The organism is Corynebacterium halotolerans YIM 70093 = DSM 44683, from assembly GCF_000341345.1.
Classification (GTDB): Bacteria; Actinomycetota; Actinomycetes; order Mycobacteriales; family Mycobacteriaceae; genus Corynebacterium; species Corynebacterium halotolerans.
This window is the reverse complement of record NC_020302.1, coordinates 907,907-922,195: the sequence shown is the minus strand read 5'-3', so window position 1 is coordinate 922,195 and position 14,289 is coordinate 907,907. Positions and strand designations below refer to the sequence as shown.

The window sequence follows — 14,289 nt, the reverse complement described above, 5'->3', positions numbered from 1 at the left end:
CTGTTAGCGTTGACCGTGATGCCCGCCACCATGCACGAAGACCACCCCAGGTCCGCCGAAGTCCCCCGCAAGGCCTCAGCGCTCAACCGGGTGTGTGCCGTGATCATCGAGTTGATGGCCATCCAGCTCCTCTTCGTCGGACTGGTCCAGCTCTTCCCTGATCTTCCCCGGGAATGGGGTAACTCCTCCCACCCGTTTCTCCTGCTGGCCTGGGCGTCGGTCCGCATCCTCTGCGAGGCCGCCTGGGGAACCTCCCCGGGCAAGTACCTCGCGAAGCTGCGGGTGGTCTTTTTCACCCGCACCGGGGACGATGTCAGCGGTTGGCACCGGTTGCCGCGGGCGGTACTGCGCAACGGCTGGCTCTGGTTACCTCCCCTCGCGACCCTGATCGGTCCCGACACCCTGGAGTCCGACGGATGGGCCTGGGTGGTGGCACTTTCCATCCTCATCCGCGGCGACGACCGTTCACTGGCGGACCTGCTCGCCGGCGCGGAGGTGGTCTCCTCCAGGACCGGGCCGGGACCGGAATTCCGCGGCGCCGTCCGGCCGACCTCTCTTCCTCCTCAGCGGGCGCTGGCGTGGGCCGTGGACATGACGGTCGCGATGCTGCTCGGTGGTGTCCTGGGCCGGTTCACCGACTGGCCTGTCTGGGTGGATGCGGTTGCGGTGCTCGGCCTGTTGCGGGTGGTCACCGAGTGGGTGGGGCTGCCGACCCCGGGTAAGGCGGTGCTCGGGCTGCGGGTGTCCTACCGTGCCTGGTTCGACCGTCCGGTGCTGGTTTTCCTGCAGGTGCCCGTGCGCAACCTGTGGGTCCCGGCCGCCCTGTTCTACTACGCCACCAACCCCTTCTCCACCCCGTTGACGATCGAGGCGCTCGTCATGTTCTTCATTCTGGTCGCCCCTGATCATCGGGGCGTGACGGACCAGCTGGCTGGTGCGTACGTCACCGACATACGGGGAACAGCGTCGGCGCAATGACGGGGGATTCCCTCACCTCCCCTCAGACCGCCGCCTGTTAGCGTTGACAGCCATGTCCAGCACCCGATCCGCTCTGATGGCCGATGACGCCGGGGTGCCCGGCGCCGCGTCGATCACCCGCCGCTTCGGTGCTTTCGTCTTCGAGGCGATACTGTTCATCCTCGTCTTCTCGGGGCTGCACTATCTTGCTCCGCAGTTCGCCCAGTCCCAGAGCGTCGCGAACAATCCCCTGGTTCTGCTGGTGCTGGCGGCCGTCCGCATCCTCGGAGAAGCCCTGTGGGCGACCTCACCGGGCAAGTACGTCACCGGCCTGCAGGTGGTCTTCCACACCCGTACCGGGGGCCGGGTTGCCGGCTGGCAGCGGCTGCCGCGGGCGGCGCTGCGCAACGGCTGGCTGTGGCTCCCGGCGGTGATGGTGCTGATCGACCCGTCGTTCACCTGGTACAACGGTCTGGCCTCAGCCGTGGCGCTGACCGTGCTCATCCGCTGGGACAATCGTTCACTGGCGGATTTGCTCGCCGGTCCGGAGGTGCTCTCCGTGACGCACACGGTCCCCGCCCCGGCCTCGCGGAAGAGCCCCTGGCCGACCTCCTCTCCCCCGCAGCGTGCGCTCGCGTGGGCGATCGATCTCGCCGTGGCCGCCTTGGTCGGTACCGCCCTGACCCAGGTCACCGGGTGGTCATTCTGGCTCGACACGCTCACTGTGCTCGGACTGATGCGGGTGATCACCGAGTGGGTGGGGCTACCGACCCCGGGTAAGGCGGTGATGGGACTACGGGTCTACCACCTCCCCTGGTTCGACGTGAAGGCCCTCGTATTCCTGCAGGTGCTCGTGCGCAACCTGTGGGTGCCGGTGGCGGTCGCCTACGCCGCCAGCCCCTACGCGACCCCGCTGCTCTTCGAGGGACTCGTCATGGCGTTCATCCTCGTCTTCCCCGACCACCGGGGGGTGATGGACTGGCTGGCCAATGCGCACGTCACCGACGTCCGAGGCACTGAGAGTCCTGAGGACAACGCCGTATCCCGACGGTGAACAGCTCAATCTGCCGCCGGGCAGCCGTGCGATCCGCTGCGGGCGGAATTAAGGCGGTGAGCCGGGGCAAAAAGCAGCGCCGAGCCGGTGACCGGGGTGCCCATTTTCGCCATTGTCCCTGCTGAACACTACCGTCAATGGTATGAACGCTGTTGAGGAACGAAAGAGCCAGGAACCCGCCTCCGATGCCGTCAGTCCCATCCGACGGCTCGGGGCGGTGCTCTTCGTGGACTTCGCGGGCGTGTCCATCGCGGTCTTCGCACTGTTGATGCTGCTCCCTCTCACCACGACAAATATGCTGGTTCCGGCCATCATCGCGGTACTGGCGGTTGCCCTGGTGCGCATCACCACCGAAATGCTCTGGGGGGCCAGCCCAGGCAAGCGGCTCTCCAACCTGGGGGTGGAATACCGCGACCGGAACGGTCAGCCCCGTACCGGCGTCCAGCGGCTGGTGCCGTCGGCGGTCCGGAATTCCTGGTTGTGGATCCCGGTGCTGCTGAGCCTGATCATGCCGGAGAATCTGCTGTCCGGGCTCGCGGTCACCGCGCTGCTGGCCCTCGTGTTCCGTAAGGACGGCCGCCTGCTCACCGACCGGTTGGCCGGTGCCCGGGTGGTCAACGTCCCGGATCTGAAAAAGGGAGCCCGCTAGGGCTCCCTCAGTCATCGCCTGATCACGGCGGGCTAGTGCGCGAAGTGGCGCGCACCGGTGAAGTACATGGTCACGCCGGCCTTCTCCGCGGCGGCGATGACCTCCTCATCGCGGATGGAGCCACCCGGCTGCACGACGGCCTTCACGCCGGCCTCCGCCAGGACCTCGAAGCCGTCGGCGAAGGGGAAGAACGCGTCAGAGGCGGCCACCGCACCCTGGGCGCGCTGGGCACCGTCGCCCAGGGTGTTGGCGCGCTCGACGGCCAGCTTGGCGGAGTCGACGCGGTTGACCTGGCCCATGCCCACGCCGACGGTCGCGCCGTCGGCGGCCAGCAGAATGGCGTTGGACTTCACGGAGCGCACGGCGTGCCAGGCGAACTCGAGGTCGGCGAGCACGTCGGCGGAGGCGGCCTCACCGGCGGCCAGGGTCCAGTTCGCGGCGGCGTCGCCCTCGGCCTGGAGGGTGTCGCGCTCCTGCACCAGGACGCCGCCGGAGATCTGCTTCAGCTCGTGGCCGGCGCGCTCGGGGGCCCCGGCCTGCAGGATGCGGATGTTCTTCTTGGCCTGCAGCACCTCGATGGCGCCGTCCTCGTAGGAGGGGGCGATGACGACCTCGGTGAAGATGTCCTTGACCTGCTCGGCCATCTCGACGCTGACCTCCCGGTTGGCGGCGATCACGCCACCGAAGGCGGACAGCGGGTCACACGCGTGGGCGGCGGAGTGCGCGGCGGCGATGGACTCGTCGGACACGGCGATGCCGCAGGGGTTCGCGTGCTTGATGATGGCCACGCAGGCACGCTCGTGGTCCCAGGCGGCGCGCCAGGCGGCGTCGGCGTCCTGGTAGTTGTTGTAGCTCATCTCCTTGCCGTGGAACTGCTCGGCATTGGCCAGCCCCCCGGCGCCGGCGTCGGCGTAGAGTGCGGCGGCCTGGTGCGGGTTCTCGCCGTAACGCAGCGTTGCGGCGCGCTCGTGGGAGGAGCCGATCCACGCCGGGAAGGTCTCGGCGTCGTTCTGCTCGCCCAGCCAGGAGGCGACCGCGACGTCGTAGGAGGCGGTGTGGCGGAAGGCATCGACGGCCAGCCCGGTGCGCTCGGCGCGGGAGAAGCCACCGTCGGCGAGCGCCTTCGCGACGTCGCCGTAGCGCGCCGGGTCGACGACGACCGCGACGGACGGGTGGTTCTTCGCCGCGGCACGCACCATGGAGGGGCCGCCGATGTCGATCTGCTCGACGCAGGCGTCGAAGTCGGCGCCGGAGGCCACGGTCTCGGTGAACGGGTAGAGGTTGACCACGACGAGCTGGAAGGGCTCGACGCCGAGCTCATCGAGCTGGGTCAGGTGGTCATCCTTGCGGGTGTCGGCGAGGATGCCGGCGTGGACCTTCGGGTGGAGGGTCTTCACGCGGCCCTCGAGGCACTCCGGGAAGCCGGTGAGGTCCTCGACGGGGGTGACCGGGATGCCCTGGTCCGCGATCTTCTTCGCGGTGGAGCCGGTGGAGACGATCTCCACGCCCGCCCCGTGGAGGGCCTGCGCCAGGTCCTCGAGACCGGTCTTGTCGTAGACGCTGATCAGCGCGCGCTTGATTGCCTTGCGGTCATCACTCATGGATGAACTCAACCTTCCTGGTGGATTCGTCGATGCGTGCGCTGCGCAGCACCGACACGATGAGCTGGCGTTCGACCTGCTTGATTCGCTCGTGCAGGGAACTTTCGGTGTCCTCCGGCTCGACCGGCACGGCCTGCTGGGCGATGATCGGGCCGGTGTCCACTCCGGCGTCGATGAAGTGGACGGTGGAACCGGTGACCTTGACCCCGTGGGCGAGCGCGTCACGGACGGCGTGCGCCCCCGGGAACGACGGCAGCAGCGCGGGATGGGTGTTGATGATGCGTTCGTCGAAACGGTCGAGGAAGCCGGCACCGAGGATCCTCATGAATCCCGCGGAGACGACGAGGCCCGGGGCGGCCTCCTCGACGGCGGCGGCCAGCGCATCATTCCAGGCATCCCGGTCGCCGCCGAGCGGGACGACCCGCGTGGCGACGCCCGCGGCTTCCGCGCGGTCCAGCGCCGGGCACTCCACGTCCGCGACGACGAGACTGACGCGGTAATGCTCGTCCTGGTTGTCGAGGATGGCCTGCAGCAGCGTCCCCGAACCGGAGACGAGCACGACAGTATTGATCGGGGTGATCGGGTCGGTGGTGAAGGTCACCCGGCCGATCCTAGCCCCTGGGGTCCGGATTCCCGGCCTCGCCCGGCTCTTCCCCACCTTCTCCGGGGGAGTCCTCGGCGGTCTCCTCGTTGCCGTCTTCGGTGATGTCCTCCGCGGCGGCCTCCACCGGTTCCTCGACCGGGTCCGCTTCTGGACCGGCGTCCGGGGCGTCCTCAGCGGGGACGGATTCGGCCTCCGGCTCCGCGTCGGCTCCGGAGTCCTCGTGGGTGTCTTCGGCGGCGGCCTCCTCCGGGTTCTCAGTGTCCTCCGGATCCTCTGCGTCCCCGGGGGCGTCGAAGTCGTCGTCCGTTTCCTCGTCCGTCCCCTCGTCCTGCCCGGAGGTCTCCGCGGCCTCGGTCCCATCGGGAACCTCACCGGCCTCCTGCTCTTCAGGCTCAGCCTCCGGCGCCGCAGACCGCAGCTCCGCAATCCTGCCCACGACGGCGACGGCGAGGCCGGCACCGGCCACCCACACGAACGCCAGCGCGGGGGTCAGCCACAGCATGGGACCGGAGGGACCGTAGTAACCGATCACCCCACGCGTGAGGTAGCAGGCGACGAACACGATGACGGCGGCGAGAACACCGCCCGCCAGCGCCTGCGCGCCGGTCGGCCGGCCCCGGTACGCGAGCACGGCGGCGAGGACGGCCGGGACCGCGAGCAGCACCACCGCCCACTCGGAGGCGGTCCCTGGAATGACGCCGAGCAGCGGCAGCGGCGGCAGCGGCACCAGGTGGATGGAGAACAGGGAGACCGACGCCTCACCGAAGTTGAACTCGGAGCCCAGCAGCACGCCGGAGGTCGCGATGAGCGCGTTCGGCAGATAGAGGAGACTGACGGCCACCAGCGCCGCCACGGCGTCCACCCCGTCGTAGGGGGCGAGCAGGTCACCCTGGCGCCCCCAGCCCGCGATCAGCAGAACCAGCAGAACCAGCAGGGCGGCGCCCGCCAACCAGGTGAGGAAACGCCACGCGTTGCCCGCGGCGTCGACCAGCCAGCCGGGCAGTCCGTAGCGCCGCAGCAGTGCGCGCCACAGGCGGGCACCCATGCCGAGCACGAGGCCGACGAGGTGGACGACGAGGGTGCGCAGGACGGCGTCGCCGAGCGGGGGCGGACCGACGGCGAAGACCCGGCCGGCGTCCCACATCATCGCCGCCGCGGCCAGTGTCAGCACTACGGGCACGAGCAGCGTGCAGGCGGCGAGGACGGCGAGGTCGGCGATGCTGACGCGGTCCTTCACCGCGCCGTGCACACGGCGGGCGATCATCGCGATCAACCCGATGGCGGGCAGTATGGGCAGGACGCCGAGCTCCACCGCTCCCCCGGTGACGGGAACGAGGTTGAGGACGAGCCACAGCTGCGCGACGCTCGCCGGCAGCGCGGTCAGGGTCGTCGACGACAGCATCAGTCCGGCGAGGGCCACGACGACGATGCCGAGCACGACGACGACATTGGGGATCAGCACCACAGGCAGATAGCGGCGGAGGCGTCCGCCCAGTGTCGTCGGTGCCGTCGGCTGCTGCTTCGCGTCCTTCTTCTTCGCGCGTGCCGACGCCCGCCGCCCCCTGTCGCTCCGCTGCGTGCCCGCCGCTCGTCCGGCCGCGGTGCGCGCCGGCTGCGGGCCGCTGGTCCGGCTGCGGGGGCGTCGCGAAGGCCGGGACTGCGGACTGCTCTTCTTGCTCATCGGGTCCCACTGTGCCACGCCCGCCGCTCCGCCCCGGTTTGGCGCGACGAAGGCCGCTCCCCCTCTCGGGGGCGGAAAGTTTTGCCTGCGCTAATTCTGTAACGTTTGTGAAGCATAAGGCGATTTAATTTCTCTCAGGTTGTCCGGGGTTGCCCGGATCGGATCGAGACGCTATCGTTACCTCCGGTAAATAACGAAGCGGTCACAATATAGGTTGCGAAGGTAACGCGGCCGGTGGCGACGAAGACGGATAACGACGGAAGAAGATATATGCTCATCAAGGCTCAGCGGTCGACCGGAGGTAGGCACCGCAAGTTCACCGCCTCGCAGACGACCAAGGGCCGGGTCGCCCTCGTTGCCGTTGCCACGGGCACGGTTTCTTCCGCCGGCGCCGGTGGCGCCGCGGCCGCGACGCTGCAGAGCCAGTCCGAGACCCCGGCCTCCCCGGAGGTCGCGAACGTCGATTATGAGCTGGCCAACGACGCCGCCCAGATGTCCTCCTCCCTCGCCGGGGCCGCCCCGCAGATTCTGGCGATCTCCGAGTTCAAGCCGGTCTCCAATATCGAGGATCAGCTGACCAAGGCCGTCCAGTACAGCGTCGAGCGCGCCCAGGCCGACCTCGCCGCCCGTGCGCCCTCCGTGGTCAAGCCCGCCGAGGGCGCTTTCACCTCCGGTTACGGCATGCGCTGGGGCACCCTCCACGCCGGCATCGACATCGCCGCCCCGATCGGCACCCCGATCGTCGCGGTCATGGACGGCACCGTCATCGATTCCGGCCCGGCCTCCGGCTACGGCCAGTGGATCCGCATCCAGCACGACGACGGCTCCATGTCGGTCTACGGCCACATGTCGACCCTGGATGTCGGGGTCGGCGAGCGCGTCACCGCCGGCCAGAAGATCGCCGGCATGGGCAATGAGGGCTTCTCCACCGGTTCCCACCTCCACTTCGAGATCCACCCGACCGGCAACGGTGCCGTGGATCCGGTTCCGTGGTTCGCCGAGCGCGGCATCACCATCGCATAACTTCCGCTTCCGAAAAGAGACCCGGCCATAACGGCCGGGTCTCTTTTTTGCATCCCCGTCCCCCGGCCTCCGGACCAGGAAAGTAACGGCCCCATAACCTTTTCCGGCCCACATCCTCAGGTTCCCGCAAAAGCGGTGAATACCGCGAGGGGGCAGTGCCGACCCGCCCCGGTGGACACCTTGTTGGTTACCGGGTAACTTCCCCCTCATGGTTACCGGGTAACCACTTCGTCCCCTCACCCACGAGGACCTCGCCATGCCCATCAAATCATCCCTGCTGGCCCTGCTCGCCGAGCAGCCCGGCTCCGCCAGCCAACTCCAGCAACGCTTCCTGGCGCTCACCGAGGAGGTGTGGCCGCTCAACATCGGGCAGGTCACCCAGACCCTCGCCCGCCTGGAACGCGACGAGCTGATCGAGGCCGCCGGCCAGATCACCGGCCCCACCGGCCGCACCGCTGAAACCTACCGGCTCACCGACGCCGGACACGCCGCCGTCGAGGACTGGTGGGCCGACCCGGTGCTACGGCCGAAGTCCGAACGCGACGAACTCGTCATCAAGGTCTCGTTGGCCGCCGCCCGGCACGACGTCGACCTCATCGCCCTGCTCGACCGGCAGCGCCGCGCCACCCTGCGGGAGCTGCGCGGGCTTCACCGCGCCTCCCGTGACCTGGGTGCCACCCGCACGGCGGAACGTCTCCAACTGGAACGCCGCATCTTCGACCTCGAGGCCGAGGCCCGCTGGCTCGACCGCGTCGAGGCGCTCGCCCACCCCACCACAGACCAGGAGGCCTGACCCACCATGTCCCCCACCGATCCGTATCCCCTGGAACTCCAGGACGTCTCCTGTGTCTTCGGCGACGGCCCGCGCCGCGTCGTCGCGCTCGACGACGTCTCCCTGGCCCTGGAGCCCGGTGAGCTCGTCGCCGTCATGGGGCCCTCCGGCTCCGGCAAGTCCACTCTCCTCAACGTCGCGGGCCTGCTGCAGCCGCCGACGTCGGGACGCGTGCTCATCGACGGCGTCGACGCCGCCGACCTCTCACCGGGCAAGGCCGCCCAGCTGCGCCGCACCCGCCTCGGTCTGGTCTTCCAGCACTACAACCTCGTGCCCACCCTGACCGTCGGGGAGAACGTCTCCCTCCCGCTCGAGCTCGACGGTCTCTCCCCCGCCGAGTGCCGTCGCTCCGCGGAGACCGCCCTGGCCGAGGTCGGCCTCGAGGGAGTGGCCGACCGCTACCCGGAGGAGATCTCGGGCGGCCAGGCCCAGCGGGCGGCCATTGCCCGCGCCCTGATCGGTGAGCGCTCCGTGCTGCTGGCCGACGAGCCGACGGGCGCGCTCGACACCACCACCGGCGACGACGTGCTGCGCATCCTGCGTGACCGGGTCGACGCCGGGGCCGCGGGCCTGCTGGTCACACATGAACCGCGGTTCGCCGGCTGGGCGGACCGTGTCATCATGGTCCGCGACGGCCACGTCCTGCCGGAGGATGATCACCGATGAGCTCACTGCTCGCCGCCACCCGACCGACCCGGCGCGACATGGCCCGCCACCCGCTGCGCCTGCTCGCCGCAATCCTGCTGGTCGCCCTCCCGGTCGCCCTGTTCTCCGTCAACCTGGTGTGGGCCTGGTCCAACCAGTCCGCCCTGCGGATCGCCGAACCCCGCACCGTCGCCTGGTACTCGGGTGGGCAGTGCATCCAGTCGCCCGACGCCACCCAGGCCCACTGCTCCGGTGCGGAGGAACCGCCCGGATTCTCCGAGCAGGAGCACCTTGCGGCGGCCCTGCCCGAGGGGTTCACCGCACAGCTGCGGCTGAACCGGCTGAGTGAGGTCAGCGCGGGTCCCGCCGTCGACAGTGTCCACGTGCGCCAACTGTCCGCCGATGCCCTGCCCCGCAACCTCGACCCGGAGACCGGCTCCCTGCCCGGGCCGGGCGAGATCATGCTGCCGAAATCAACCGCCGCACGCCTCGGCGTGGACGCGGGCGATGAGGTCGAGCTGGATACGGGCGAACGGGCGGGCCGGAGCCTCCAGGTCAGCGGCGTGATGCCCGGATACGCCGCCCTGACGGTGGAGCCCACCTTGGCCGACCCGGCCGCCTACCGCAGCGTCGACGGGTTCGGGGCGTCGGACTCGGGGTGGATGATCACGGGCCCGGACGCCTTCACCTGGGAGGACGTGCTCGCCCTCAACGAGGCCGGCTTCCTGGTCCAGTCCCAGGACGTCATCGACGACCCGCCACCGGCCGAGGAACTCGCCCCGGAGTACCGCTCCACCGGCACATTCATCCACGACAACGCGCTCTCCACCTGGTTGTCCGTCATCTCCGCCGCGGCAATCGTGCTGATCGGAGTGGTGCTGCTTCTGCTGCTGATCTCCCCGGTGTTCACCATCGCCGTCTCCCGGCAGTCCCGGGTCTTCGCGCTCATGAGTTCGCAGGGCGCCACCCCGCGGCAGATCCGCTGGGCGGTGCTCGCCTACGGGCTGTTCACCGGTCTGATCGGCGCCACCCTCGGGCTGGTCCTCGGGGTGGGCGGAACGAGCCTGTGGTGGGCGGTGCAGAATCCCGGTTGGCCGGTGACCGTCCCCTGGCTTCCGGTCGTGGCGGCCTGGGGCTTCGCGGTGCTCGGCTCCGTGCTGGCCGCCTTCCTGCCGGCTGTTCTCGCCGCGCGGGCGGCGATCAGCGCCGGCATCCAGGGGGCCACCCCGGACCGGATGCGTGGCTGGCGGCCCTGGATGGCGGTCGGCCCGGTGGCGCTGGTGATCATCGTCCTGGGTTGGTTCCTGGCCGGGAGCGTCCTCGGCGGGCAGTCGGACCGCAGGCTGCTCCACGACCTTGAACCGGTGCTGCTGCTGTTGTTCCTCCTCTCGCTGGCAGCCACGGCGCCCGTGCTGGTGTGGGGGTTAGGGCGCATCACCCGTTCAGCTCCCCTGGCGTTGCGGCTTGCCGGTCGAAATGCCGGCCGACAGTCGTTGCGTTCAGTCCCGGTGGTGGCCGCGCTGATGGCCCTGGTGTTCATCGCACTCACGGTCATCACCACCGAACAGACCAATCAGACACACACGCAGGCGCTCAACGCCTCCGTCTACCGGCCGGAGGCACTGACCGTCTCCCCCACGTTCGGGTCTGCGGGGCAGTTCAGCGAGGAGGACCTCGCTCCGGCGGTCGAACTCGCCCGCTCCAAGGTCGGCCCGGCCGAGAGCATCGACCTCTACGGCCTGCCCTTCGGCCGCAGCTCGGTCCCGTGGATCGAGCTGCACCGGGTCGGGCAGCAGCACTGCATGTACGACGAGGAGAGCGGTACCCTGCTCGCCCCGGACGGATCGGATCCGCGCACCGACTCCGGGGCCGCCGCCCTGTGCCTACCCGACCGTCGTCACGCCCCCGTCTCCGGTGCACTCGGTGGCGTGGACGCCCAGGCGCTGATCGCCGGACCGGAAATCCTCTCCCTGTTCTCCGGGATGGACGAGGGGAAACGCGCCGCGGCCGCCGAGGCGTTGCGGGGACCGGCGGTGCTGATGCGCACCGGCGAGACATCCGGGGAGGCGGAGTTCCAGGTGCGTGAAGTGGGCGGGGAGCAGGAACCGGTCGTCCTGGGCTCAGCCACCCTCCCGGTGCACGCGGTCCTGCCGGAGCTCTTCCCTGGCCGGATCGTGAGCCCGCAGGCGGCGCAGGCCCTGGGGATCGAGCCGGTCTACCTCGGCACGACGCTGCTGCCCTCCGGCGGACTGGATCACGCCACCCAGCGTGATATCCGCGAGACCCTGGCGGAGGAGACCTACGGTGTCCAGGTCAGCTACACGGTGGAGCACTGGTCGTTCCCGGGCTATAGCGTCGTGGTCGCCGGGGTGCTGGGCCTGATCGTCCTGGTGGTGGTCGCCCTGGCGCTCGCCCTGTCGGCCCCGCAGTCACGCCGTCAGTTCGCGCTGCTCGACGCCCTCGGCGCCGACCCGTCGCTGGCGTCGCGGACGTCCGCGGTGCTGGCCGGGTTGCTCGCGGGCGTGGCGACGGTCACGGGACTCGTCGCCGCCTACCTGGCCTCCTGGCTGGGCGCTACCCGCACGGTCACCGACATCAACGGCGCGGTGCTCGAGGTCGGCGAGGCCGGCTTCGTCCGGGTGGACTGGTGGATCGTGCTCGTGCTGGCGGTGGTCACTCCGCTGGCGGCCGCGGCCGTCGGCGGGTTGTTCCACCGCCGACGTGGGGAGCCGGAGTACCGGGAGACCTAGAGCTTCTCCATCGGCACGCCGCCGATGAGCATCAGACGCACCTTGCCGGAGGTGCCGAAGTCGATGGTCACGGTGGCGCGCGCCCCGGAACCGTCGGAGGACAGCACGGTGCCCAGACCGTACTTGGCGTGGTTGACGCGGTCGCCGACGTCCAGCTGCAGGTTGTTGTTCTTCGGCCGGGTCGGGATGCTGCGCTCCGTTCGCTTCGGCGTGCCGCGCTTCGGGGCGCTCCCCCAGCCGCCACCGCCGAAGCCGGAACCGCCCCTGCCGCCCGTGCCGCCCGTGCCCCACGCGTCCGAGAAGGAGTTCTCGGGCTCCTCGCGGCGCCAGTCGATCAGCTCACCCGGGATCTCGCCGAGGAAGCGGCTCGGCGGGTTGGTCACGGCGTTGCCCCACGAGGAGCGCAGCATCGCGCGGGTGAGGTAGAGCTGCTCCCGGGCGCGCGTGATGCCCACGTAGGCCAGGCGGCGCTCCTCCGCCAGCTCCTTCGGATCGCCGAGCGCGCGCAGGTGCGGGAACTGGCCGTCCTCCCAGCCGGTGAGGAACACGACCGGGAACTCCAGGCCCTTGGCGGTGTGCAGGGTCATCAGGGTGACCACGCCCTGCTCGTTGTCGGGCAGCTGGTCGGCGTCGGCCACCAGGGAGACCCGCTCCAGGAAGGCCTGGAGGCTGCCCGGTGCGGCCTCCCCCTCGTCGAGCTCAACCTGCCCGCCGTCCATCTCCTCGTAGGCGACCTGGTTGGCGGCCTCGGAGGAGAACTCGCGGGCCACGGAGACCAGCTCGTTGAGGTTGTCCAGCCGCGCCCCGTCCTGCGGATCGTTGGAGGCCTCGAGCTCGGCCCGGTACCCGGTGGCGTCGAGAATCCGGGAGATCAGCTCACCCAGGTCCGGCATGCCGGTGACCTCGTTGACCAGGGTCGGCATCTCGTTGCGCAGGCCGTCCATCATCTCGACGAACTTGACCACGGCGTTGCGCCCACGCGCGCCGAGCAGGTCCACCTTGTCGTTGGTGGCGTCGACGAGCGCCGCGCCGAAGCTCACCCCGTTGTTCTGCGCGTGGAGGTTGATGAAGGCCTGGGCCCGGTCGCCGATGCCGCGGCGCGGGGTGTTGATGATGCGCCGGAGGCTGACCGTGTCATCGGGGTTGTCGAGGATGCGCAGGTAGGCCACGACGTCACGGATCTCGCGGCGCTCGTAGAAGCGGGTGCCGCCGACGACCTTGTAGGGGATGCCCGCGCGGATGAATACGTCCTCGAGCGCACGGGAGGCGTTGTTGGTGCGGTACATCACCGCGATATCGGAGTAGGAACGCCCCTTGTCGACGAGCGCGTCGATCTCGGAGGCGATGAAGCGCGCCTCGTCGTGCTCGTTGTCGGAGACGTAACCGACGATCTCGGGGCCCGTTCCGTGGGCGGTCCACAGGTTCTTCTCCCGGCGGCCGTCGTTGCGCGAGATCACCGCGTTGGCGGCGCTGAGGATGTTCTGGGTGGAGCGGTAGTTCTGCTCCAGCAGGATGGTGGTGGCCTGCGGGTAGTCGCGCTCGAACTCCTCGATATTGCGGATCGTCGCGCCACGGAAGGCGTAGATCGACTGGTCGGAGTCACCCACCACGCACAGCTCAGCGGCCTCCGGGCCGGTGCCCACCAGCGTGGAGACGAGTTCGTACTGGGCGTGGTTGGTGTCCTGGTACTCGTCGACGAGCACGTGGCGGAAGCGGCGCCGGTAGTACTCGGTGACCTGCGGGTGCTCGCGGAAGATCCGCACGACCTCGCCGATCAGGTCGTCGAAGTCCACGGCGTTGGACGAGCGCAGGCGGCGCTGGTACTCCTCGAAGACCTTGGCGACGGTCGTTTCGAAGGGGTTCTTCGTCGCCTCGGCGTCGGCGAGCGCTTCCTCGGGCCCGGTGAGCTCGTTCTTGAGGTTCGAGATCGCGTTGTTGAGCGTGCGCGCGGTGAACTTCTTCAGATCCAGGTTGAGGTCCTTGGCGATCATCGTCAGCAGACGGCGGGAGTCGTCACCGTCGTAGATCGTGAAGTTCGTGTTCAGACCCGGCACGAGCTGGGCCTGCTGACGCAGGATGCGCACGCAGATGGAGTGGAAGGTGGCCACCCACATCCGCTCGGCCGCCGGTCCGATGAGCCCGGCGACGCGCTCGCGCATCTCGGCGGCGGCCTTGTTGGTGAAGGTGATGGCGAGGATCTGCCAGGGCGCGACCCCACGGTGGCGCAGCAGGTGGGCGATGCGGCGGGTCAGCACGGCGGTCTTGCCGGAGCCGGCGCCGGCGACGATCAGCAGCGGGGTGCCGGAATGCTCGACGGCGGCCTTCTGCTGCTCGTTCAGACCTGCGGTCAGGTCGGCGTCGGAGCCGAAGGAGTCCGGGTTGCGGGAGGAGGTGAAGGGCGATGCGGTTGAGCTGTCCATGATGACTAACAACCTACTAGGCGCGGTGGACACGACCGATTCCACGGACGTGGGGACCCAACCCCCGCCGAAG

The 14,289-nt window shown here is 69.6% G+C and carries 11 protein-coding genes; 7 read left to right on the top strand and 4 right to left on the bottom strand.

Annotated features, from left to right (window positions below; all coding sequences use genetic code 11):
• Positions 1 to 18 precede the first annotated feature (18 nt).
• From A605_RS04350 to A605_RS04340, 3 genes are all read left to right on the top strand, one after another.
• The gene (locus A605_RS04350; protein ID WP_015400289.1) at positions 19 to 978 is read left to right on the top strand and encodes an RDD family protein; all 960 of its coding nucleotides are present in this window, start codon (positions 19 to 21) and stop codon (positions 976 to 978) included.
• 52 nt (positions 979 to 1,030) lie between these two features.
• The gene (locus tag A605_RS04345; RefSeq protein ID WP_149029378.1) at positions 1,031 to 2,011 is read left to right on the top strand and encodes an RDD family protein; all 981 of its coding nucleotides are present in this window, start codon (positions 1,031 to 1,033) and stop codon (positions 2,009 to 2,011) included.
• Between the two features lie 142 nt (positions 2,012 to 2,153).
• Positions 2,154 to 2,660 carry an RDD family protein gene (locus tag A605_RS04340; RefSeq protein ID WP_015400287.1) on the top strand — a complete coding sequence of 169 codons (507 nt, stop codon included), beginning with the start codon at positions 2,154 to 2,156 and terminating at the stop codon, positions 2,658 to 2,660.
• 32 nt (positions 2,661 to 2,692) lie between these two features.
• On the opposite strand, the gene purH is transcribed toward A605_RS04340, so the two are convergent.
• The 3 genes from purH to A605_RS15785 are packed head-to-tail and all read right to left on the bottom strand — an operon-like array spanning position 2,693 to position 6,546.
• A complete protein-coding gene (purH, locus tag A605_RS04335) occupies positions 2,693 to 4,261 on the bottom strand; it encodes a bifunctional phosphoribosylaminoimidazolecarboxamide formyltransferase/IMP cyclohydrolase (protein ID WP_015400286.1) in 1,569 nt (522 codons plus the stop codon).
• Entirely contained in the window at positions 4,254 to 4,862 is a 609-nt protein-coding gene (gene purN / locus A605_RS15790; protein ID WP_015400285.1) for a phosphoribosylglycinamide formyltransferase, read from the bottom strand. The genes purH and purN overlap by 8 nt, the downstream gene beginning before the upstream one ends.
• Positions 4,863 to 4,872: 10 nt before the next feature.
• On the bottom strand, positions 4,873 to 6,546 hold the full coding sequence (locus tag A605_RS15785; RefSeq protein WP_042440289.1) for a cell division protein PerM: 1,674 nt from the start codon (positions 6,544 to 6,546) through the stop codon (positions 4,873 to 4,875).
• 270 nt (positions 6,547 to 6,816) lie between these two features.
• Here A605_RS15785 and A605_RS04320 point away from each other — a divergent pair, with 270 nt between their 5' ends.
• From A605_RS04320 to A605_RS04305, 4 genes are all read left to right on the top strand, one after another.
• Entirely contained in the window at positions 6,817 to 7,569 is a 753-nt protein-coding gene (locus A605_RS04320) for a M23 family metallopeptidase (RefSeq protein WP_015400283.1), read from the top strand.
• A gap of 256 nt (positions 7,570 to 7,825) precedes the next feature.
• Complete coding sequence (locus A605_RS04315; RefSeq protein ID WP_015400282.1) at positions 7,826 to 8,362, top strand: PadR family transcriptional regulator; 537 nt, start codon at positions 7,826 to 7,828, stop codon at positions 8,360 to 8,362.
• A 6-nt stretch (positions 8,363 to 8,368) separates the two neighbouring features.
• Entirely contained in the window at positions 8,369 to 9,067 is a 699-nt protein-coding gene (locus tag A605_RS04310; protein WP_015400281.1) for an ABC transporter ATP-binding protein, read from the top strand.
• Positions 9,064 to 11,796 (top strand): ABC transporter permease, encoded by a 2,733-nt coding sequence (locus A605_RS04305; protein WP_015400280.1) that lies wholly within the window; start codon positions 9,064 to 9,066, stop codon positions 11,794 to 11,796. Before A605_RS04310 ends, A605_RS04305 begins: the two co-directional genes overlap by 4 nt.
• Here the strand turns inward: A605_RS04305 and pcrA are convergent.
• On the bottom strand, positions 11,793 to 14,216 hold the full coding sequence (gene pcrA, locus A605_RS04300; protein WP_015400279.1) for a DNA helicase PcrA: 2,424 nt from the start codon (positions 14,214 to 14,216) through the stop codon (positions 11,793 to 11,795). The genes A605_RS04305 and pcrA overlap by 4 nt on opposite strands.
• Between the last annotated feature and the right edge of the window lie 73 nt (positions 14,217 to 14,289).